22 protein-coding genes are annotated in these 21,769 nt (G+C 46.5%); 2 read left to right on the plus strand and 20 right to left on the minus strand.

Going from position 1 to position 21,769, the window contains the following annotated elements:
* Positions 1-30: 30 nt before the first annotated feature.
* The 11 genes from smc to MHI15_RS23705 form a co-directional block, all read right to left on the minus strand.
* Positions 31-3,600, minus strand: a complete 3,570-nt coding sequence (gene smc / locus MHI15_RS23655; RefSeq protein WP_076309329.1) for a chromosome segregation protein SMC — start codon at positions 3,598-3,600, stop codon at positions 31-33.
* A gap of 197 nt (positions 3,601-3,797) precedes the next feature.
* Complete coding sequence (rnc, locus tag MHI15_RS23660; protein WP_038570606.1) at positions 3,798-4,502, minus strand: ribonuclease III; 705 nt, start codon at positions 4,500-4,502, stop codon at positions 3,798-3,800.
* Positions 4,503-4,517: 15 nt separating this feature from the next.
* On the minus strand, positions 4,518-5,753 hold the full coding sequence (gene fabF / locus MHI15_RS23665; RefSeq protein ID WP_076101782.1) for a beta-ketoacyl-ACP synthase II: 1,236 nt from the start codon (positions 5,751-5,753) through the stop codon (positions 4,518-4,520).
* Between the two features lie 218 nt (positions 5,754-5,971).
* Positions 5,972-6,205, minus strand: a complete 234-nt coding sequence (locus tag MHI15_RS23670) for an acyl carrier protein (protein ID WP_036686493.1) — start codon at positions 6,203-6,205, stop codon at positions 5,972-5,974.
* Between the two features lie 125 nt (positions 6,206-6,330).
* Positions 6,331-7,080 carry a 3-oxoacyl-[acyl-carrier-protein] reductase gene (fabG, locus tag MHI15_RS23675; RefSeq protein ID WP_036686492.1) on the minus strand — a complete coding sequence of 250 codons (750 nt, stop codon included), beginning with the start codon at positions 7,078-7,080 and terminating at the stop codon, positions 6,331-6,333.
* A 54-nt stretch (positions 7,081-7,134) separates the two neighbouring features.
* Entirely contained in the window at positions 7,135-8,058 is a 924-nt protein-coding gene (gene fabD / locus MHI15_RS23680; protein ID WP_076138632.1) for an ACP S-malonyltransferase, read from the minus strand.
* 21 nt (positions 8,059-8,079) lie between these two features.
* A complete protein-coding gene (locus tag MHI15_RS23685) occupies positions 8,080-9,069 on the minus strand; it encodes a beta-ketoacyl-ACP synthase III (protein ID WP_139329841.1) in 990 nt (329 codons plus the stop codon).
* An 8-nt stretch (positions 9,070-9,077) separates the two neighbouring features.
* Complete coding sequence (gene plsX / locus MHI15_RS23690; protein ID WP_076126118.1) at positions 9,078-10,067, minus strand: phosphate acyltransferase PlsX; 990 nt, start codon at positions 10,065-10,067, stop codon at positions 9,078-9,080.
* Positions 10,051-10,647: a transcription factor FapR gene (gene fapR / locus MHI15_RS23695; protein WP_036686484.1), complete on the minus strand. Its 597-nt coding sequence runs from the start codon at positions 10,645-10,647 to the stop codon at positions 10,051-10,053. Before fapR ends, plsX begins: the two co-directional genes overlap by 17 nt.
* 358 nt (positions 10,648-11,005) lie before the next feature.
* Entirely contained in the window at positions 11,006-11,179 is a 174-nt protein-coding gene (gene rpmF, locus MHI15_RS23700; RefSeq protein WP_019911234.1) for a 50S ribosomal protein L32, read from the minus strand.
* A 69-nt stretch (positions 11,180-11,248) separates the two neighbouring features.
* Positions 11,249-11,761, minus strand: a complete 513-nt coding sequence (locus MHI15_RS23705) for a YceD family protein (protein ID WP_036686482.1) — start codon at positions 11,759-11,761, stop codon at positions 11,249-11,251.
* 209 nt (positions 11,762-11,970) lie between these two features.
* Between MHI15_RS23705 and MHI15_RS23710 the strand changes: the two genes are divergently transcribed.
* Complete coding sequence (locus tag MHI15_RS23710; protein ID WP_076280754.1) at positions 11,971-13,209, plus strand: nucleotidyltransferase; 1,239 nt, start codon at positions 11,971-11,973, stop codon at positions 13,207-13,209.
* Here the strand turns inward: MHI15_RS23710 and MHI15_RS23715 are convergent.
* The gene (locus tag MHI15_RS23715; RefSeq protein WP_076126114.1) at positions 13,199-14,236 is read right to left on the minus strand and encodes a SepM family pheromone-processing serine protease; all 1,038 of its coding nucleotides are present in this window, start codon (positions 14,234-14,236) and stop codon (positions 13,199-13,201) included. The two genes, MHI15_RS23710 and MHI15_RS23715, sit on opposite strands and share 11 nt — an antisense overlap.
* Before the next feature lie 152 nt (positions 14,237-14,388).
* On the opposite strand from MHI15_RS23715, the gene MHI15_RS23720 reads away from it, so the two are divergent.
* Positions 14,389-15,615 carry a nucleoside recognition domain-containing protein gene (locus MHI15_RS23720; protein ID WP_341164954.1) on the plus strand — a complete coding sequence of 409 codons (1,227 nt, stop codon included), beginning with the start codon at positions 14,389-14,391 and terminating at the stop codon, positions 15,613-15,615.
* On the opposite strand, the gene coaD is transcribed toward MHI15_RS23720, so the two are convergent.
* The 8 genes from coaD to MHI15_RS23760 form a co-directional block, all read right to left on the minus strand.
* A complete protein-coding gene (gene coaD, locus MHI15_RS23725; RefSeq protein WP_076126111.1) occupies positions 15,593-16,105 on the minus strand; it encodes a pantetheine-phosphate adenylyltransferase in 513 nt (170 codons plus the stop codon). The genes MHI15_RS23720 and coaD overlap by 23 nt on opposite strands.
* Entirely contained in the window at positions 16,089-16,697 is a 609-nt protein-coding gene (gene rsmD / locus MHI15_RS23730) for a 16S rRNA (guanine(966)-N(2))-methyltransferase RsmD (protein WP_076308085.1), read from the minus strand. Before rsmD ends, coaD begins: the two co-directional genes overlap by 17 nt.
* A gap of 362 nt (positions 16,698-17,059) precedes the next feature.
* Positions 17,060-18,016, minus strand: coding sequence for an alpha/beta hydrolase (locus tag MHI15_RS23735; protein ID WP_341164955.1), 957 nt, complete (start codon positions 18,014-18,016; stop codon positions 17,060-17,062).
* 229 nt (positions 18,017-18,245) lie between these two features.
* Positions 18,246-18,350: a sporulation protein YjcZ gene (locus MHI15_RS23740; protein WP_111503812.1), complete on the minus strand. Its 105-nt coding sequence runs from the start codon at positions 18,348-18,350 to the stop codon at positions 18,246-18,248.
* A 123-nt stretch (positions 18,351-18,473) separates the two neighbouring features.
* Entirely contained in the window at positions 18,474-18,896 is a 423-nt protein-coding gene (locus MHI15_RS23745; protein WP_076126105.1) for a hypothetical protein, read from the minus strand.
* Between the two features lie 112 nt (positions 18,897-19,008).
* Entirely contained in the window at positions 19,009-19,293 is a 285-nt protein-coding gene (locus tag MHI15_RS23750) for a holin (RefSeq protein WP_076126104.1), read from the minus strand.
* Positions 19,294-19,313: 20 nt separating this feature from the next.
* A complete protein-coding gene (locus MHI15_RS23755) occupies positions 19,314-20,123 on the minus strand; it encodes a glycoside hydrolase family 73 protein (RefSeq protein ID WP_076217770.1) in 810 nt (269 codons plus the stop codon).
* Between the two features lie 989 nt (positions 20,124-21,112).
* Positions 21,113-21,721: a pentapeptide repeat-containing protein gene (locus tag MHI15_RS23760; RefSeq protein WP_076126101.1), complete on the minus strand. Its 609-nt coding sequence runs from the start codon at positions 21,719-21,721 to the stop codon at positions 21,113-21,115.
* Positions 21,722-21,769: the final 48 nt, after the last annotated feature.

The raw sequence follows: 21,769 nt of genomic DNA on the forward strand, positions 1-21,769 counted from the left end.
CCTCCTAAAAGTTTCTCTTCTTTGATGAATTTAAGCAATCTCAGCTTCTTCATCCTCTAAACGTACTGAGACGAGCTTGGAGACGCCGCCCTCTTCCATCGTTACTCCGTATAACACGTCCGCCTCTTCCATCGTTCCTTTGCGGTGCGTAACGACGATGAACTGAGTTTGTTCAGAGAACTCACGTAAATACTGTGCAAAACGAACAACGTTCGCTTCATCGAGCGCAGCCTCGACCTCATCCAATACGCAGAACGGAACTGGCTTCACTTGCAAAATAGCAAACAATAACGCCATCGCAGTTAGAGCGCGTTCACCGCCAGATAAAAGCTGCAGATTTTGCAATTTTTTACCCGGTGGTTGGGCTACGATATCTATACCTGTTTCCAGCATATGTTCCGGATCCAGAAGCATGAGATCCGCTCGCCCGCCGCCGAACAGCTTTGAGAACACGGTCCCGAACTGTTTGCGGATCGCATCAAAGGTCTGTTTGAAACGTTTGGACATTTCATCTTCCATCTCGCGGATTACTTGATACAAGGTAGTCTTAGCTTCGACTAGATCATCTTTTTGTCCACTGAGGAACGTATACCGTTCATGGACCCGCTGATATTCTTCGATCGCCCCTAAGTTAACCTCTCCTAGCGCAGAAATACTGCGCTTCAAACGCTGTACATCGGCTTGTGCGGCAGGTACATCTTCAGGCACTGGATATCTCTGTTTTGCTAATTCATAACTTAGCTCGTAGTCATCACTCAGCTTGCGGAGAATATTATCCAGCTCCACATCGAGTCGACCGACAGAAACTTCAGTGGCACGCAGCTTGTCCTCGACTACTTTAAGGGCCTGACGTTGATCTTTAGTCTTGCCTTCCTCAAGTTCCAGCTTACGGGTTAACGCTGTACGCTCAGCACGCGCAAAATCCAAAGTTCCAGTCGTCTCTTCCTTCTTCAAGCGGTAACTGTTCAAATCTTCCTTCTGCTTCACAGCTTCCAAAGCATTGTTAGCCAGATCCTGTTCAATCGTATGTAACAGATTTCGATTCTGGCGCAGCTCCTTGTCCTGTGAACCCACATCTTGTCTTAGGCGACGTAACTGCTCCTCCAGGGAGAATATCTCCTGATCGAGCTTGCCTTCCGAGACTTTCATACTGGTCAACTTGCCTTGCAGCTCTTCCTTAGCTGATTCATTCGCTTTACGCGCTGATTCAGCGTTACGGATACCCTCATGGGCTTCCTTTTCTTCCTTTTCAAGGCGTTCAAGCTCAGCAGTGGCTTGCTTCCGCGTCTCTTCAAGCGCACGTACTTCATTCTCAAAGCCGCTGCGTTCCGCACCTGTGCTCTCCACTTGCTCCTGCACATGCCGAAGCTCATGCTCGAGCTGCTTCAAATCACCGGAGACACTTTGCTCTTCCAGTCTTTTCTCATCGCCATCACGGCGCAGGTCCTCCAGCTTCACGCTAGCGTTCTCCTGCTCCTCACGAAGTCTGGCAATGCCTTGCTTCAGCTTCACTATTTGACGTTCGCTTTCTTCAATCTCACTGCTTAATTGATCCAGCTGACGTTTACGGCTAAGCAAGCTATTATTCTTCTTATGCTGGCTACCCCCGGTCATCGAACCGCCGGCATTAACTACATCGCCTTCCAGGGTAACTACCCGATAACGATATTGACATCTAGCGGCGATACGGTTCGCTTGCTCCAAGCTCTCCGCAATAACCACATTGCCGAGCAAACTGCCAATAATGCTAGTATATTTATCATCGTAACCAACAAGTTCGGAACCAATTCCAACAAATCCGTCAGCATCACCCACCATACCACGGTCACTGCCAGAAATCTGGCGCGGCCGGATAACATCTAGCGGAAGAAAGGTAGCTCGTCCCAGCTGACGTTGCTTTAGAAATGATATCGCTTGGCGGGACACAGTCTCATTATCCATGACCACATGCTGAAGTGATGCGCCTAGAGCAGTCTCAATCGCCATTTCCAGCTTCTCCGGAACAGAGATCAGCTCCGCAACCGCACCATGCACACCGTTGAGCTGTCCTTTGCGCGCACCCTTGAGCACTTCTTTAACCCCAAGCATGAAGCCGTCGAAATCATCCTGCATCTCTTTCATGGTCTCATGACGAGAGACTTGCGCTTCCCGCTTCTGTTCCCATTTCCGAAGACCGGATTGTGTTTCTTCGATCAGCTTCTGACGTTTACTGAGCTGCTCACTTTCAGTGATATAAGCCCCGCGAAGATTGCTAAGCTCCTTCCCCAGCTGGGCAATCTTGTCCTTCAGCCCTTTCTGGTTGGCAGACAACTCTTCATGCCGGGCTGTCCATTTGCCGCTTTCTTCTTCACTGCGGCTCATACGACGTTCCAGATTCTCCTTTTGCTGATCCGCGTAACGAATTTCGTTACGTGCATTCGCCATAAGGTTCATTAGCTCCAAAAGAGCACTTTTGAGCTTTTCTTCCTGGCTCTGGCTAATCCCGTCTGCCACACCTTCAAGCCTTGTCTCTTCATCTTCGATCTGTTTCCGAAGATCCACAAGCTTAAGCCGCGATTGTTCAAGCTTAAGCTCCAGATCCACGACTTCACGCTGACGATCTGCAGAACGCTCGCCAACCGAACCTAACGTGAGCATTAACTGCTCACGATTACTTTCCAGATTGCGCTTGCGTTCCCTCAGCACTTCACCGTAACCTTCGCTCTTCTCAAATGCTTCGCTATAACGCAGCAATTGCTCTTGCTGCTTCTCGATCTGTGCTTCGATCGTGCGCAGTTCAGAGCGCCCGCTCTCCAGCTTGGCATCATGAGCCGAAACCACAGTAGACAGCTCCAGCTGCTCGTCCTTCAACGTTTCAAGCTTAGCGTTACCTTCCTGCCAAGCGGTATGAATGCCTTCAATCTGGTGTACGTATACTGAAATTTCCTGATGTTTTAATTGTTCGCGAAGTTCCTTAAAGCGGATAGCTTTCTCGGACTGATCCTTAAGTGGCCCAATCTGATCCTCAAGCTCACTGATCAAATCATGAATACGAAGCAGGTTCTGCTCGGTATCATCCAGCTTTCGACTTGCGTCTTTCTTGCGCGATTTATATTTTACAATACCTGATGCTTCTTCAAAGATGCCTCGCCGATCTTCGGAACGAGTACTTAGAATTTCTTCAATCCTACCCTGCCCGATAATCGAGTACGCTTCACGTCCGATACCGGTATCCATAAACAGCTCTGTGATATCCTTCAGACGGCAGGACTGCTTATTAATTAAATATTCACTATCTCCACTGCGGTGGACTCTCCGAGTCACTGTAACTTCGCTGAAATCCAGCGGAAGTGTGTGATCTTCATTATCAAGCGTAAGTGATACTTCGCCATAATTCACAGCTTTACGCGCATCACTTCCAGCAAAAATGATATCCTCCATCTTGCCGCCACGCAGTGATTTAGCACTCTGTTCGCCGAGTACCCAGCGTATGCCGTCAGAAATATTGCTTTTGCCGCTTCCGTTCGGGCCAACTACAGCCGTTATACCGCGCACAAACTCCATTTCTGTTTTGTCGGCAAATGATTTAAAACCAGCTAATTCTATCCGTTTCAAAAACATACTTGCCAATCACCTCTGACCCATTATACCATAGCGTTTGTACCCTAAAAAACCATTAAGATGTACCTTATCCTTTGTAACGCGGAACATATAAGTTCTTATATTGTCGAAAAAGAGCAGCAACGGTCTGAGCTCCGCCTAAACGCCGGTATTCAGACCTTTGCTGCTCTCCTCCGCTTGTCCCCTTGATGCAAAACTCAGGCACCGTCCTCTTTCAGATGCAAAAGTGCTGCTGCTGCAGCCTGCTGCTCTGCTTCCTTCTTGGACCGGCCGCTTCCTTTACCAAGTGAACGGTTAGCCATATACACCTCTGAGACGAATTCACGCTCATGTGCAGGTCCCCGTTCTTCTATAATTCGATATTCCAATGTACCCATATTGTGCTGCTGAATTAGCTCTTGCAGTTCCGTCTTATAATCGGTCATCTGCATTTGCAATTTCCCATCCGTCTCCACGAGAGGAAATACGTGATTATCAAGAAAACTCCGCACTGTTTCCAGTCCTTGGTCGAGATAAAGCGCTCCCACGAAGGATTCGAATACATCAGCCAGCAGGGCCGGGCGAGTACGTCCGCCCGTAAGTTCTTCCCCTTTGCCCAATAGTACATAACGGCCAAAACCTAAACTCTCCGCAAACTTGACCAGTGAAGGCTCGCATACAATAGCGGCCCGCAGCTTGGTCAACTCTCCCTCAGGTCGGTCTGGCAATAGATTGTACAAATATTCAGAAACCGTTAACTCCAGAACTGCATCCCCAAGAAATTCGAGACGCTCATTGTCCTGATGCTGATTGAAACGGTGTTCATTCACATAGGATGCATGGGTAAAGGCCTGCTTCAGAAGCACAGAATCGTGAAATTGGATTTGAAGTTGCTGTTGTAACTGCTTCAGTTCTCCTTTCACCGCACTGTCCCCTTACTAATTATATTTTTTTAGAATAACTGTTGCGTTATGTCCCCCGAAGCCGAACGAATTCGACATTACAATATCAAGATCAGCTTTACGTGGCACATTTGGTACATAATCCAGATCACATTCCGGGTCTTGGTTGTCCAAATTAATCGTTGGCGCAATCATCCCTTTTTGCAAAGAAAGGCCACAGATAATAGCTTCTACTCCACCAGCAGCACCCAGAAGGTGACCTGTCATGGATTTCGTCGAACTAATTGCCACTTTATAGGCATGGTCACCCAATGCTTTTTTAACAGCAGCAGTTTCTGATCTATCTCCTACAGGCGTTGAAGTACCATGAGCATTGATGTAATCAATATCTTCAGGAGAGATACCAGCATCCCGGATTGCCATCTTCATGCAGCGAGCTGCACCATCTGGATCAGGCTCAGTCATATGATGAGCATCTGCGCTTAGACCATAACCGATAACCTCAGCATAGATCTTCGCTCCACGTTTCTCAGCATGTTCGAGTGATTCCAGAATAAGAATCCCGGCACCTTCACCCATAACAAAACCATCGCGATCCACATCAAACGGACGACTTGCCTTCTCAGGCTCATCATTGCGAGTGGACATTGCTCTCATAGCACAAAAACCAGCCATACCTGTTGGACGAATGGTCGCTTCGGAACCCCCACAGATCATTGCATCTGCGTCTCCACGTTGAATCAAGCGGAAGGATTCCCCAATGGAGTGACTTCCTGTAGCACAAGCAGTTACTGTCGTCGTATTAGGACCCTTTGCACCAAGGTTAATGGACAACTGCCCAGAACCCATGTTAGCGATCATCATCGGAATGAAGAATGGACTAACCCGCTTCGGTCCTTTTTCAAGCAACAAGTTATGATTGTCTTCCCAAGTCCCAAGACCACCAATACCTGATCCTACAGATACACCTATTCTTTCGGCATCAATATCTTCACCGATCTTAAGTCCGCTATCTCGTAATGCGTCCTCACCGGCAGCCACTGCAAATTGTACAAAACGGTCCATTTTGCGGGCTTCCTTACGACCAAAAAGTGCCTCTGGATCGAAATCTTTAACAGAGGATGCTATTTGCGTAGTATACTCACTGACATCAAAGGTCTCAACCTGTGATACACCGGATTTGCCGCTCATAAGATTATCCCAGAACGTCTCCAAATCTTTGCCCAATGATGTAACTACGCCCATCCCGGTAACAACCACTCTATGACTCAAACACAATCACCCCATCTATAGGTTGTATACATTATATTCAGAACTTATATACTTTCTGTTGCTACTATATGAACAGCGATAACCGCATCATTAACCATCCTGCGGTTCTGTTATATCCCTTATATAGTTGCTCAAGGCAACCTTTGATTCATCTTTAATGCTCTATAAATGAGGAGAAGTCCCGCCCTAGCAGGAACGGGACTCTCAATCATATGACTCTAGGTATGAGATTGTATGTACTTCACAACTTCACCCACGGTCGTAATCGTCTCTGCATCTTCATCAGAGATTTCCATATCGAATTCATCTTCCAATTCCATAACCAATTCTACTACATCAAGAGAATCAGCACCTAAATCATCTTTGAAAGACGCTTCTAATGTTACCTCAGCTTCATCGGCACCTAAGCGGTCGATGACAATGCGTTTTACACGCTCTAATACATCGGACATCCGGTTCACCTCCTCTTTTGGTATTATACGAGATATGAGTTCAAAATACCATAGAGCGTCAAAAACGCTTTCTTTATCCCTCACATTTCAGCATTAAAACAGTGTAATTTCTCCTTGACGGAGAGTTACATATACATCCCGCCATCCACGTGTAGTGTCTGGCCGGTCATATACGCAGCGCCTTCAGAGGCCAGGAAGACTACAGCCATAGCAATCTCTTCAGGACGCCCCAGACGAGCAAGTGGAATGCCCTTCTCAAGCTCACTGCGCACTTCCTCAGAGAGCTCACGCGTCATATCTGTATCAATGAAGCCAGGAGCGATACAGTTCACCGTGATCCCCCGTGAGGAAAGCTCACGAGCCGATGCCTTCGTTAAACCGATGACACCTGCCTTAGCTGCGGAGTAATTAGCTTGTCCAGGATTTCCTGTTACACCTACTACGGAAGAAATATTGATAATTCGCCCGTAGCGTTGCTTCATCATAGGGCGTGTAGCTGCCTTTAGGCAGTTAAACACCCCTTTTAGATTCGTTTCGATCACTTGATCGAACTCTTCTTCTTTCATGCGCATAATCAGGTTGTCTCTGGTAATGCCGGCATTATTGACAACAATGTCAATACGTCCCCAGGTATTCAGAACCTCTTTGACAAGGTTCTCGGCCTGTTCACTATTGCCGACATCGCCACGAAGGGCAATACCCTCCGAGCCAAGCTCGACAATCCGAGCTACGGTCTCTTGTGCGGCTGCTTCACTGCCCGCATAGTTCACGGCCACCTTCACGCCATGTTCCGCGAGAGCAAGTGCAATACTGCGGCCAATGCCGCGAGAGCCACCAGTTACAAGGGCCGTTTGACCCCGCAATGCTGAGAACATCATTTATTCCCCTTTCGATCATATTGCTATTGATAAACAATGTTTGAACGTATCTTACAAGACAGCTTGCACACTTTCAAGCGTGTTAATGTTGATTACTTTGACCGTTTTGTCTATTTTGCGGATCAGACCTGCCAGAACACTGCCAGAACCAATTTCCACAAAAGTATCCACACCATCAGCAATCAGCCATTCAATACTGTCTTGCCAGAGCACAGGGGAGTACACCTGGCGGACAAGCAGTTCACGGATTTCTTCAGGATCCGTTACAGGTGCTGCGGTAACATTGACAATAACAGGTACAGCCGGAGCATTAAAGGTAACACTCTTCAGCTCGTCTGCCAAGCGGTCTGCCGCAGCCTTCATCATCGAAGAGTGAAAAGGTCCACTTACTTCCAGCGGAATAGCCCGCTTTCCGCCTGCTTCCTTAACACGCTGCACAACACCGTTAACCCCGGCCTGTGAACCAGAAACAACAATCTGTCCCGGGCAGTTCACATTCGCCAGTTCTACCACGCCGCTCTCCTCGGATACGCTCCGGCATAATTCTGCCAGAGCATCCCGCTCCGCACCAAGCACTGCAGCCATAGCTCCCTGTCCACCTGGAACAGCTTCCTCCATAAAACGACCGCGTAAACGCACGAGTCTTACAGCATCTTCATAGGACAATACGCCTGCCGCAACCAGCGCGCTGTATTCTCCTAGGCTATGACCAGCTACATAATCCGGCTTCATCCCTTGATCACGTAATGCTTCCAGATAAGCCACACTTGCTGTTAGCAGAGCTGGTTGTGTATTTACGGTCTGTTTCAAATCACTGTCAGGTCCTTCAAAAATCAGCTGGCTCAGTGGAAATCCGAGCACCTCGTCACCTTTTTCGAATACCGCGCGGCTGTGTGGAAGAGCTTCATATACATCTCTACCCATTCCAACTGCCTGTGCACCCTGACCGGGAAAGACAAATGCGATTTTACTCATAAGTAAGAACTCCTTCCTCTATTACCAGATCAATACGGACGCGCCCCAAGTCAAGCCACCGCCGAATCCAACCATCAGAACCGTGTCGCCTTCCTTCATGCGTCCTTCTTCCGCCGCTTCAACTAGAGCTAGAGGAATAGAAGCTGCTGATGTATTAGCATATTTATCAACATTGATTACACATTTCTCCGGTGGCAGGTCAAGCCGCTGCATAGCGGATTGAATGATACGAATATTCGCTTGATGCGGTACGAACAAATCAATATCTTCTTTACCTAATCCGGCTTTAGTAAGCACACGTTCTGTAGCTGAGCCCATAACACGAACGGCAAACTTAAACACTTCACGGCCATTCATATAGATGAAATGTTTCTTGTCTTCAACCGTCTGCTGAGAAGCAGGCAAGCGCGAGCCCCCAGCTTCCAGCTTAAGCAAGTTTCCTCCAGAACCTTCAGCACCCAGATCGAAGGATTGGAAACCGCGTCCCTCTGGAACTTCACCGATGATTACTGCTCCTGCACCATCGCCAAACAGTACACAGGTGTTACGATCCGTATAATCAGTGATGCGGGATAAAGTGTCCGCACCAATTATGAGTGCATTATTGTACATTCCGTTCTGAATAAAGCCAACCGCCGTAGCTAGGCTGTATACAAAACCAGAGCAGGCTGCTGACAAGTCAAAGGCCGCAGCACCTTTTGCTCCAAGTTTATCCTGCAAAATGCAGGCTGTGGAAGGAAAGGAGCTATCAGGGGTTACCGTTGCAATAATAATAAGATCCAGATCTTCGGCTTTCATGCCTGCAGAATCCAAAGCTTTAAGTGCAGCTTCATAGGCTAAATCAGAAGTTGCCTCATGTGGTGCAGCGATATGTCTTTCACGGATCCCTGTCCGACTGACGATCCATTCATCGTTAGTCTCCACTATTTTTTCTAGATCACTGTTTGTTAAAATTTTCTCAGGTACATATTTACCCGTACCGATAATCCCAACCGGCCGCAATTGTTTCATTTCGTCACTCACTTCCCGCTAATTTCCTTGGATATACTTGGCACAAGATCGGCTTGCAGAGCAATCCGCGCTTGTCTTACTGCATTTTTAACCGCATTTCCGTCCGAAGATCCATGCCCCTTAACTACCAATCCGCTAAGACCAAGCAGCGGTGCACCGCCATGCTCTTTGTAATCCATCTTACCCTTCAGGGCTCTAAGCTCCGGCATCAGCATAGCCGCTCCAAGCTTAGTCTTCAGAGAACGGCTGAATTGCTCCTTCAGTAAAGAGAACAATGCACCCGCTGTACCCTCAAGCGACTTCAACAGGATATTACCAGCAAATCCATCGCAGACAAGCACATCGCAGTTTCCTGTCAGTACGTCGCGTGCCTCAACATTACCGATAAAATGAATGCCCGGCAAGTTCTCCAGCAGTGGATAGGCTTCTTTGGTCAGTTCGTTGCCTTTCCCAGGCTCCGTCCCTACATTTAGAAGTCCTACCCGCGGCTTAGCAATGCCATGCACTTTATTCCGATAAATGCTGCCCATCAGCGCATATTGCACCAGATGTTCAGGCTTTGCATCCATGTTAGCGCCAAGATCAAGCGCAAGCACGCCAATATCATCCAGCGTCGGAATCATAGGTGCCAGCGCCGGACGTTCAATCCCCTGCATACGGCCTACTACAAGTAATCCTGTAGTCATAAGCGCCCCCGTGTTACCTGACGAAATCATAGCATCTGCTTCGCCCTCACGCACCATACGTCCAGCTACAACCATGGATGAATCTTTTTTGCGGCGAACCGCCTTAACCGGCTCTTCATCAGAACCAATAACATCTCCTGCATGCCGCACACTCAGGTTGGACGGCTTGTCCTTCAGCAGTGGCTCTAGTCTGGCTTCGTCACCTACGAGCACAATCTGCGTATCTTTCCATTCCGCGGCCGCGGACAACGCCCCCTCGACATTACATTCTGGAGCGTTGTCCCCGCCCATGGCATCAATGGCGATCAGCACTACGGTTACCCCCTTCACTATACTCTTCATTAGCGGAACGATACACTATAAAGTGGCCTTGAAATACCAATTCTTCTCCGACATAGGTGAATACGTCCACCTCTGCTTTGCCGCCTCTGCCTGCAAGTGACCGCACTTGAGCTTTAGCAATGCACTTCTCACCAAGCAGAACCATACGAACAAATCGTATGTCGGCTGAAGCAGTCAAGGCAATTTCATCGTTAATTACAGCAACCGCAAGCGAATTGGCTTGAGCAAACACGTAGTGGCCACGGGCGATCCCATTTCTGGAAAAGACATGATCCTCACGAATTTCAAAGATCGAAATCCCGCTCTTATCGAGCTGTAAATCCACAATATCTCCGATCACTTCATCCGCAGGCAAAGAGCGCACCTGATCATAGGAATGCTCTGCCATTTGTTTCATTCTTTCACGCAGTTCTGGTATTCCCAGCTCCATCCGGTCTAACCGAATCGTCTGAATGCTCACCTTCAGCTGACGAGTCAACTCCCGATCAGTTACAAAAGGATTGCCTGCAATTATATGTAGCAGCTGTTGCTGACGTTCTTTCTTGGACATCCGCTCGATAGCGGCTCACCTCCTGGCACATGCCAAGCGTAAACGCCTTCGGCGCCCTAATAAGGACGGTAAGCGTTTAAGCGAGAAATATAAGACATAAAGTATAGGTGCATAACTTATACTTCCTTATATTTTAAAGAAAGCATCCGGCCGCTTGAATGGCCGCTGTTATATTAGGTCTAACAATCATAAATATTTTTTAGAACCAGGTACTAATATGTAGTATAAAGCATGCCGCACCAAAAATAAAGCATTGACTTCTGAGCGGAACATAAAGTATAGGTGCATACCCTATCTTTATTAGATTTGGACAAAAAAATAGTACCTCACCGAAGTGAAGTACTACTTATTTTTGAAACTATTGTTTGATGATTTCTCTTGCTTTGTAAGTTCCGCAAACTTTGCATACGTGGTGAGCTAGTTTCAACTCTCCGCATTGTTCACATTTCACCATGCCCGGCACAACCAACTTAAAGTGGGTGCGACGTTTGTCACGGCGTGTTTTAGACGTTCTACGTTGTGGTACTGCCATGTGTTCCACCTCCTCGTGATATTTCTGTCAGCCTGCTCCTCAGAGCAGGATGTGTTTTGTTGTAATGTTTCATTTGAAAAAGTCTTTCAACCCAGCGAGTCGAGGATCGATCACTGTGTTGTCGCAACTGCAGGTGCCTTCGTTCAAGTTCTGTCCGCATTTCTGACAAAGACCAAGACAGTCTGCCTTGCACAATACCGAATCCGGTAAGTGCAGTACGAAATTTTCTTCCACATACGGGATAAGATCCACAACCTCATCCTTGACGTAAATGAGATCCTCATCTTCGTCATCATCTGGAAGAACTGGCTGCTTAAGCCACTTGAAAGTCTCAGCAAAAGGAATGTTCAAATCACTTTTGACCTCCGTGAGACAACGTGAACATAACATGTCCACATCTCCACTCAGTTTCCCCACCACGTTCACACAATCGGTTCCCGCGGGCAGCGCTTTAAGGTCTACTGAGAGCGGAGCAACAGTTAGAATATCCTTGCGCCCTTTGACTACCTCGCTGACATCCACAACATCGTGAATATGTAACGGTTCGTCGGCATTCGCTAATTTGCGAAAGTGAATCTGCATACTTATCACTCCCAAACAAACAAAATTTATTATACCTAGTATTCTATACCTTTGTCAACCATTTTCCCTTTATATTGTTTCAGAAAATGCGGTGAATTATGATATAACTATTAGTGTAAATCAAAAGATCAGCTTGTGCTAACAGTATCTCTAGAAATCTACCCTACTAAACTCAATAAATATACCTTACTTATCGGAGGGAAGCCACAGTGACAACGGTTGGAATCATCGCAGAATACAATCCTTTACATAACGGACATGTGCATCACTTCACGGAAGCCAAAAGACTTTCCGGCGCAGAGCGCACCATCGTCGTCATGAGTGGTCCCTTTACCCAGCGCGGCGAGCCGGCGGCGGTAAGCAAGCAAGCCCGGACAGAGATGGCGCTGCATATGGGCGCCGACCTCGTCATTGAGCTGCCGGTGGCTTATGCCGTCCAGCCAGCCGAGTGGTTCGCGTTCGGAGCAGTTGCACTGCTGGAAGCGACCGGGGTCGTGGACAGCTTGTGCTTCGGCTCCGAAGCCGGCACTTTGGGCTCGCTGCTCCCGCTGGCCAGATATCTGGCTGAGGAAAGCAGCGAGCTTCAGAGCGAGATCCGCCGCCGCATGGCGCTCGGAGCGAGCTTCCCCGCCGCGTACAGCGCAGCGGCGGCGGTGGCCTTTGAAGGGACTCTCCCGGAAACGGAGAGTCCCGGAGATGCAGGCGAGCTGCTGCGCCAGCCGAATAACAGCCTTGGACTGCATTATCTTATCGCCTTGCAGCGGCTGCACAGCAAGATAATGCCACTAACCGTTCCGCGCACAGCAGCAGGCTTCCATGACCCATTACAAGCCGACTCTTCTATTGCAAGTGCGACGGCCATCCGCAAGCTGCTGCAAGAAGGCGGATCTCCCGCTGCTTATATGCCGGATTATAGCGTGTCCATTTTGGAGAGAGAGCATGCAGCCGGAAGGGGCCCTCTGAGCTTGGAGAGCTTCAGTATCCCGCTCCGCCATCTGCTGACCACCCATACTGCTGCCGAGTTACACGCGATCCATGATATGAATGAAGGCTTGGAGAACCGAATACTGCGGCTTTTGCCTGAGTTGGAGCAATTCTCTGTTTCAGGCCTGCTTCACGCCCTTAAGAGCAAGCGCTACACGCATACACGGTTACAGCGTCTGCTGCTACATGTTCTGTTAAATCATTCTAAAAAAGAAATGACCCCTTCCATACTAGCAGAGGGGCCCGGATATATTCGTATTCTTGGTTTTAGAGAAAGCGGACGAGCACTGCTTAAAGAAATGAAACAAAAAGCTACGTTGCCCATCGTCATGCGCCCGTCCCTTTGTTCCCATCCGCAGCTTGAGCGAGATCTTCAAGCCGCTTCCGCTTTCGCGGGAGCTTTTAAGGAACCCCGTAGAAATGATATGTACCGCGATTATTTGGAACCTCCGGTCATGGTTTGACCGGCAGTTCCACCATATACTTCAGCGCCTCATCCAGCGTAGATACAGGCACCAGCTTCATAGATGTGCCGATTTTATCAGCTTTTGCTTTGGCTTCGTCATAATTCTTAACAGGCACGAAAAAAATCTCCGCCCCTTCTCGGTCCGCAGCCACGATCTTGTGTTTCACTCCACCGATAGCACCAACTACACCCTCAGCGTTAATCGTACCCGTCCCTGCAACCCTATGGCCCTTAGTTAAATCTCCAGAAGTAAGGCGATTGTAAATTTCCATAGTGAACATTAGCCCTGCCGAAGGTCCGCCAACATTTGTATCTACAAAGCTGACAGCTTTCCCTGCTTCTTTTGGTTTTACTTTTTGAACGGCGGCAATAGTGACTCCAAAACCAGGTCGAACGGCAGCTCCCTCTTTATCCTTTATTTCAACCAACGTCACTTGTTCTTGTACTTCCTTGCCATTTCTTTGCAAAACAACAGCGACTTGATCTCCGATTTTTTTAGAGGAGAGCAGTTTAGACAGTGCTTCAGGATCGGGCACTTTTTGTCCCTCTACACTAATGATTTTGTCACCCGGCAGAAATTGTCCTTTATTACTTTCTACAGGAACCGAAAAGACGTAGAGATAATCCACTACATCCTCATATGGAATTCCCGCTGCATGATAAGCGGCCTGAACAGAATAAGACTGTGAGCTATTCATATAATAAACCTGCTCTGCAGCATATTCGTCTTCTGATTTATCCCCTAGCCGGGTTTCTTTTCGCACAACCTCTGAATTGGAATTAAAAGCAGAGGCGACCAATAAGGCCACATTAGCATAACTAGCAGACACCGTAGTCATCATAAACGTTCCTTCTTCAGCCGGATCGGCATTCTCTACCTTAATCATAGGGGCAACCTCAGATGCACTGCCTGGCTGATATACGATGTACGGGGTGTTCATAAAGACAAATACATACACGATTACTACAAACGTAAACAGATAAGCTGTGGCGCGGAAACCCGGCCGATGCTTCAGTTGCTTCACTGCTCTTCCCTTCTTTCCCGCGGCACTTTTAGGATATGAATGATTGAACTTCATTACCGCTTCGACTAGTGGTTTGGCATGATGGTTGTCTACTCTGCATAAATTGATAACACATCGTCCATGCCTTAAGTTATGAAGAGGTGATCTGAGAAATGAAAAATATTCAAATACGCCGACTAGCTACACGCTCCACACCATTTATACCCGGGATTATGGCAATCCTGACAGCCATTGCAATTATTATCTCACCGGAGAGCTCCTTTGAGGCTTCACTCCAAGGATTGAAGCTTTGGTGGACACTCGTATTCCCTGGCCTGCTCCCCTTCCTGATGCTGTCAGAGATGCTTACCGCCTCGGGTTTCGTGCATGGTTTCGGAGTGCTTCTGGAGCCATTGATGAAAAAGGTCTTTCGTCTGCCCGGTGCCAGCGGCTGGACCTTGGCACTCGGAATCACAGCCGGATTCCCCGGTGGAGCTGGAGGGGTCATGCAGCTACACAAGCAGAACAGCATTTCTGACAAGGAAGCCGCCCGACTTGCCGCACTTACACACTTCGCCAGCCCGGTAACCATGCTTATAGTAGTTGGCATAGCTTTTCTACACAGTACTTCAGCAGGTTATTTCCTGCTAACCATCCACTGGATCTCTGGACTTCTAGCCAGCTACACCGATGCTCTATTAAAGGGGCGGTCAGCGAACACGAAACCAGTTGATAAGATCTCCACGGACACCAAACAGCCTTCTTTATATAGTCGCGTTCAGCTTGCAGCAACAGATGCCAGAGCAAAAGACGGACGCAGCTTCGGCAAGCTTCTCGGCGAGTCCGTCGCTAATGCCGTGCAAAGTCTGATGGTCGTGGGCGGTTACATGATTATGTTCGCTGTAGTCATCAATATCATCACTACTGTACTTCCCGCATTGCCAGCTGCTCTGCCAGCAAGCTTGCTGGAAATTCATTTAGGCGCCGACGCAATCAGCAAAGGGCTAGCAAGCATAGGAACAGGTCCCTCTAGTATGTTTGGGATAGCTTTGCTGTCTGCTGCACTGGGCTGGAGCGGACTCTGTGCGCAACTACAGGTGCTGACCATGCTCAAACAAGCCAGAGTCAGATTTCTACCCTACGCTACGGTTCGTCTGATGCATGGACTTTATGCTTTTCTGTTAACTTTATTGCTCTGGAAACCATTGCTGGCTATCCCTAAAGCTGCTTTACCAGCACTTGCAGACTCACGCCCGACTCCAAGCGGCACCCTTAATGTAACGGACATATGGAGCTCTTTTCCACAGCTGCTAAGTCTGCAAGCCCTTCTGCTCATCATCCTGTTGGGATTATCTGCTGGAACGTATCTAGTAAGTACTATTCGCCATCGGCTCGGTTAAATTTACGCTTCATCGCTTGTTCAACCTCAGGCGTCACAAAATCAGTCACATTCCCGCCGAAGTGGGCGATTTCTTTAACAACACTGGAACTTAAGTACGAATATTTCGGATTAGTCATCATAAAAATCGTTTCTGCATCGGGATCCAGGCTATGGTTGATCGATGCGTTTTGCAGCTCATATTCAAAGTCAGTAACGGTACGGATACCCCGAACAATGACTTGAGCATCTTTTTGACGAACATAATTCACTAACAGATCACGGAAGCTGTCAATTTCCACATTGGGAATATCAGCGGTCGCCTGTCTTAATAGCTCTGTCCGTTCATCAACAGTAAACAGCGGGTTTTTACTCAAATTATTAAGCACCGTTACAATCAAACGGTCGAATTGCTTGGATGCGCGCCGAATAATATCCATATGTCCCATAGTCACGGGATCAAAAGTACCTGGATAAATGGCAACACGTTCTTTTCTAATTTGCTGACTCATTCTCTACCTCCTCACCAGCTTCACTTTCCTCTGCAGGATTAGTTTCATGCTGGTAAATAGAAATTGTCGTTTCTCCGTATACGGCCTGACGCAGCCTATAAAATCCTGGAATATCTTCAGGATAGGCATAACTTGATTCATGCTCCAGAACAATAATCGCGTCCTCTTGCAGCATTCCTTTTTCGACCATCATAAGCATAAGCTCATCTCCATGCTTCAAGCGATAGGGAGGATCCAAAAAGACCAAATCAAAAATTTTCCCCCGCTTCTCCAACGCACTTAGCGCTCTCCCAGCTTCATTACGGTACACCTGCGCTTGTTCTTCCAGCTTAGTAGCCTTCAGATTGGCGCGGATCGTGTCGATACTTTTAGGATCCATATCAACAAATACGCCGCTTTCCATCCCTCTGCTTAAGGCTTCGATCCCCAACCCCCCAGTACCGGCGAACAAATCCAGCACCACTCCACCTTCGAAATATGGGCCTATCATGCTAAATACAGCTTCCTTCACCTTATCGGTCGTAGGCCTTGTCCCACTTCCCGGAACACTCTTCAGTGGCCTTCCTTTTGCACTTCCCGATACCACTCTCACTGTTATTCACCCGCTCTATATCTCTGTTTGTTATGCCCAAAAGGGCATAAGTCCACGCCTATCGTAACACATTTGCGCGATGAAATAAAAAATTTGTCTAGATATGAAATAAGAAGGCGAAACAGCTTATTCAGAGAAATAAGTCATCTTAATGTATAAGATTGGACTTCCAGGGACATCATGTAATTATCGACACCACAAATGTCGTAGACAACCGCGGAGCAGGCTTACGTTTCCCCATAAGCTCTTCGTCCGGTTTCTCCTCTCCCATGAAAGGGGCCCTCGAAAGAGGGCCCCGAATTTATGTTTAACGGTATTATAAGCACGAAAAGACTACCTTTCGGCAGCCTTTTCAGCAACAACTATTTCACAAATCTTCCGATAAACTCAGAAACTACGCTCTCATACTTAACCGGATCCATGCGGAAAGCTTCTCCGTGACCCGCATTAGGAACGATGTAAAGCTCCTTCTCGACCGGACTATTTTCATATACCGTATGAACCATTTCCGTAGGAACAAAAGTATCATTATCGCCATGAATAAACAGAGTTGGCGTTTTAGATTTCTTCACCTGTTCTAAGGCCGAGGCTTCACCAAAGGAATAACCTGCCCGGATCTTTGTTAGCATACTGGTCGTATCTACAATTGGAAAGGCGGGGAGATGGTACATTCTTTTTAATTGAAAGGTAAGCTCGTCCTTCACTGAGGTATAGCCGCAATCTTCCACAATTGCTTTAACATTAGCTGGTAAATCCTCACCGCTTGTCATCATTACGGTAGCTCCCCCCATGGAAACACCGTGCAGTATGATCTGTGTATCCTCACCGTTTGCTTTCAGAACGTTCTGTATCCACTTCAGGTAATCCTTACGTTCTGGCCATCCAAAGCCGATATAGTCACCCTCACTTTCTCCATGTCCTCTGGCATCCGGCAGCAAAATATTATATCCAAGTCTCTCATAATACATTCTGGCATAACCGCTCATTTGAGTTGCATTTCCAGCATAGCCATGAGCAATAATCACTGTCTTATCGGAATGTTCAGGAGCAGCTAAATAGTACGCTTTAAGCTGTATTCCGTCATCAGAATTCATTTCCCATCTATCAAAGCTCTGGGTATCCCACCACTCTTGGTCTGCCTTCGAGGTATCTTTAGATTGTTCTACCTCTGGACTGGACTGCAGGTCAGGGCTTTCATTTAAGAAGTCCTTTGAAGCACGTGCAATAGCAACATAATAGAAATAAAAGCTTCCCACAGTTACAACAATGATTAAAAGTACAATAACAGAAGAAATTCCGATCATCATTTTTTTCTTCAAACTAGCTCTCTCCTAAATAAAATTTAACAGTATTAATCTATGTTATCAGATTAAGATAACATGTATATTTGAATATTCAAAATCATAGTATTGTAAACTCGTGTTATTCACTACGTGATTAGTATTCTTTTAACTTATTATTTTATATTACCTTAATGGACAAAATATCTACAAAAAAAAAGCCCCAAGTCGGCAAAATGCCAACATGGAGCTCTGCTATTTTAGTGATTTAGAATATGCATGCGCTTGTAATAATTACTAATAAGATGAACAAAACTAAGATTGCGCCTGTAGAAGTAAAAGCACCACCAACATGACCATATTCAGCACCCATGAGAAGACCTCCTCCGTATTTAGAATACATCATAAGATATGTAATGAACCCCTTAGAAGATTGGGCGTTCAGTTAAAAAAAAAGACCTCTACTGGGCTACCAGCGAGGTTAAAGGCTCTACAATTAATCAGAAACTAAAATACCATCAAAGCTTTCTGGGCCCACACGTACTGTACCGAGAAGATTAGAAGAAACAAATGCTGTATAAGTGAGCTGAGGTGTGATGGCTGGTAAGAAATCCGCTGCTGAAAAGGTTATTACTTGCGGAGCCAATATACTAAGAGCAAAAGTTGAAGTAGCAGAATACACTTTTGGATCAGTAGCCAAGGTTCCTCTTACAATCGTAATTGTGATGCCCACTAACGCTAGCGGAAGCGTCACTGATATCGTTCCTTTAAGGAGAACACGTGGATTGGTAGTCACTCCAGCCGTTAACAACCCAATCTGTCCAAAAAGCTGCGGCGTGTTAAGTACCGTAATAGGAATAGATATAGAGTTGGCGAGGCTGGCATTTTGAGATGTTCTAGCATCAAGGTAAGTTCCCATCGTTGCACCCCCTTTATAAATTGGCATACCATAATATATTAGTGTTCTCGATAGAATGCATAGCCACATTACCAGTGTAAAACAATTGTTTTATAAAACTCATAGGCAAGATCTATTTATCATCTTTTTTCGTCCCCTCCCTTTTATTAAAAGCTAGTTCAAACAAACCGGTCGCTGATAGTCCCGCAAGACCCCCCGCCCAGAGTCTCAGAATCAGATTCATATCAGTGAACGGGTAGGCAACTGCTCCAACCAGCAAGCCAATAGCCAACCCCACTACTGGCACAATGTTCCGCGGAAGTTCAATGCTATTCTTCACAAGTTGTACAAGTGCCATTACAAAAACAGCTAGGACTGAAGCAAAGGCAAGCACACTGTTGAGAGCATCGTTATACATGTTTTTTAATCCTCCTTATTTCATTTTTTACTTCCTGTTACAAGTAAACCTGCACGGTTCAGCACTGTTAATATGCGATAGAAATCGTAACTGCCACCCGATGGAGTATCGAGAAGTCCTGCCGCAGTCGCTGCTTTCACAGCCGCCTCAGCCCATGCAGGGACATTCATGACTGCCCGATTTTCAATGAATGTCACCCGATCCGTAAGCTTATTAATCGACTGCCCCTGTTCTTGCACACCTGTTTTCAGCGTATCCCTGCTATCTGTAAGAGCTGCTATAAGAGCACGCAGTTCCTTTACTTCCGATTCTAGACTAACAAGCTTTTGCTTATCCTCTGCTGACATCTCATCATCTCCTCCCATGGATTTGTCGTCATATTGATACAGATTATAGGTATTCATAATTTGAATCAGCTTAGCTGCATAGTTCGGATCAGTAGCGTAACCAGCTGCGGCAATCTCTTGTGCGGCCACCTTGCCACTCGCACCGAGAACCTTGCTGTAAAAGTTGCGATTCCATGAGACTCCATTCACAATCAAGTCGGAATGATCCGCGATAGATTCTCCCCAGTTGTTATAGGCTCGAAAAGGGGCATTCACTTTAACAGCTTTACCGTTAATATATTCGGTAGTTTGTACAGTAATGCTGCCAGCAGGTCCACTTCCTTTGATCCCAAACAAATTATTCGCTTTCACAGTCAATCCACTGCTGCCCCAGCCTGACTCCAGAGCCGCTTGAGCAATGGTTAACGAAGCAGGAACCTTAGTGAGCTGCATGTCCTTTACAGCAAAATTCGCAATCTTCGCTATAAACTCGCCTTCTGTCATCTCATCACATCCTCTCCGTTTATTAAATGCGAGGCATCATAAAATGACTGTGCTTATCCCCTTCTAACATTGTGTTTTTACTAGATTCGAATCCAACTCGGCAACAAAAAAAAGCCATCCCATTACCCATGAAATGACTGCTGGAGTAGCCTCAATGATCTGAACATCTAACTTCCTAATTACATCTCATTCGCTTACGAATCATCTATCGGACTCAGCTGACCTTATACGCAGCGTTAGCTCACTTTTTGGATATTAACGGACACCACAGCCGTAATTGGCACCAAAAACATTCAATAACAGGCTCTTCATATAGAATAATGTCTCTGAGGTCCGAAACCATGCTAAAAAGGATAAAAACATGCTAATAACGTCATCCGGGTCCTAAAGCTTCAATAGACTGAATATGACTCGGCGGTGTAAAAGCAACCAAACAACGATCCAAAAAAAGGAGTAGTATTTCTCCTATTATTAGAGAACTACTACTCCTTTGTCTTTCATGACATCGACCACTGCTATCCACTATGACGTAGAGCGTCTATGTAAAATGGAGGGGTGCACTTCTCGGTAGCTCAAGCGGTGCCTTAGGTCCTGCATAATGCATCCTCAACTCCTTTCACCCGGACAATATGTAATTATTAGTAAATCTAGCTTGTGAATCCCGTAGAATTAGCGTAATATATAGTAATAATTTACTATATAGGAGGGTCTAACAGACTATGCCTTCATATTATTTTAAAGAAGTATGGACACCCTTACGCTGGGTAGGTATAAAGTTTTTTCGTGATGATGATGGATTCTTATGGATTAAATGGTGGGCAAAACCCAGAAAACGGTTACGTTAACGCATACTATTACATATGCCATAATACATAGGCTCAGCAGTTAGAATACTCATAATAATCTGCACTGCCCCCCCTCCGCTTCAAGCATTGATTTGCTAGCGGAGGTCTTTATGATCCACGCTAGCAACTGATGCCGTCCGTTTACTAATTCCCTACTTTTGCCCCAAATGAACGTGCCAAGAGTACAGCCTGTTCAATATCCATCCGCACTCCCTGCAGATCCAGACTCTTTAAATCAATTCCTTCAACAATCGCTTCCCGCATATCCGCTCCCTTAAGTTTGCATTGAGACAATTGTACACGGCTCAAATCCGCTCCGCGCAAGTCACTTTTTTGCAAATTACAGCCCATTAAATCCGCTTCTGTAAATCGAATCCCTCGCAGATCCTGTCTGCTTAGATTAGTATGTCTTAGGTTCGTGTACGACCAGTCCCCTCCGAGTAGGGAGATTCCGTCCAAATATGCATTTGAGAAATCCGATCCAACCATCTTGCAATCTTCGAATTTAGATACAAACAGGTTCGCTCCCGTAAATTTACAATTGGTAAAAGCTGAACCTTTATGGTGAGACGCATTAAGCATGGCTCCAGTAAAATCACAATCAATAAATCGGCAGCCAATAGAGTTCATCTCTTCCATAGAAGTGCCTTTGAAGGAGCATTGCTCGAATGTGCAGTTATTTAACTCACCATCCTGCAAGCTTCCTTGATCAAAATTGTGATTACGGAACGTTTCATTAAGGTATTGGTACATATAAATCTCATCACCTTCGTTAGTATTAAAAAAATTAATTCTTAATTA

Source organism: Paenibacillus sp. FSL H7-0918, assembly GCF_038007025.1.
In the GTDB taxonomy this organism is placed as follows: Bacteria; Bacillota; Bacilli; order Paenibacillales; family Paenibacillaceae; genus Paenibacillus_AQ; species Paenibacillus_AQ odorifer.

What these genes read in the sequence shown, in the direction of transcription:
- smc (WP_076309329.1), bottom strand. Translation starts at nt 3,600, where the DNA reads ATGTTTTTGAAACGGATAGAATTAGCTGGTTTTAAATCATTTGCCGAC.
- MHI15_RS23670 (WP_036686493.1), bottom strand. Translation starts at nt 6,205, where the DNA reads ATGTCCGATGTATTAGAGCGTGTAAAACGCATTGTCATCGACCGCTTA.
- fabG (WP_036686492.1), bottom strand. Translation starts at nt 7,080, where the DNA reads ATGTTCTCAGCATTGCGGGGTCAAACGGCCCTTGTAACTGGTGGCTCT.
- fabD (WP_076138632.1), bottom strand. Translation starts at nt 8,058, where the DNA reads ATGAGTAAAATCGCATTTGTCTTTCCCGGTCAGGGTGCACAGGCAGTT.
- MHI15_RS23685 (WP_139329841.1), bottom strand. Translation starts at nt 9,069, where the DNA reads ATGAAACAATTGCGGCCGGTTGGGATTATCGGTACGGGTAAATATGTA.
- fapR (WP_036686484.1), bottom strand. Translation starts at nt 10,647, where the DNA reads ATGTCCAAGAAAGAACGTCAGCAACAGCTGCTACATATAATTGCAGGC.
- rpmF (WP_019911234.1), bottom strand. Translation starts at nt 11,179, where the DNA reads ATGGCAGTACCACAACGTAGAACGTCTAAAACACGCCGTGACAAACGT.
- MHI15_RS23705 (WP_036686482.1), bottom strand. Translation starts at nt 11,761, where the DNA reads ATGCAGATTCACTTTCGCAAATTAGCGAATGCCGACGAACCGTTACAT.
- MHI15_RS23720 (WP_341164954.1), top strand. Translation starts at nt 14,389, where the DNA reads ATGAAAAATATTCAAATACGCCGACTAGCTACACGCTCCACACCATTT.
- coaD (WP_076126111.1), bottom strand. Translation starts at nt 16,105, where the DNA reads ATGAGTCAGCAAATTAGAAAAGAACGTGTTGCCATTTATCCAGGTACT.
- MHI15_RS23740 (WP_111503812.1), bottom strand. Translation starts at nt 18,350, where the DNA reads ATGGGTGCTGAATATGGTCATGTTGGTGGTGCTTTTACTTCTACAGGC.
- MHI15_RS23745 (WP_076126105.1), bottom strand. Translation starts at nt 18,896, where the DNA reads ATGGGAACTTACCTTGATGCTAGAACATCTCAAAATGCCAGCCTCGCC.
- MHI15_RS23750 (WP_076126104.1), bottom strand. Translation starts at nt 19,293, where the DNA reads ATGTATAACGATGCTCTCAACAGTGTGCTTGCCTTTGCTTCAGTCCTA.
- MHI15_RS23755 (WP_076217770.1), bottom strand. Translation starts at nt 20,123, where the DNA reads ATGACAGAAGGCGAGTTTATAGCGAAGATTGCGAATTTTGCTGTAAAG.
- MHI15_RS23760 (WP_076126101.1), bottom strand. Translation starts at nt 21,721, where the DNA reads ATGTACCAATACCTTAATGAAACGTTCCGTAATCACAATTTTGATCAA.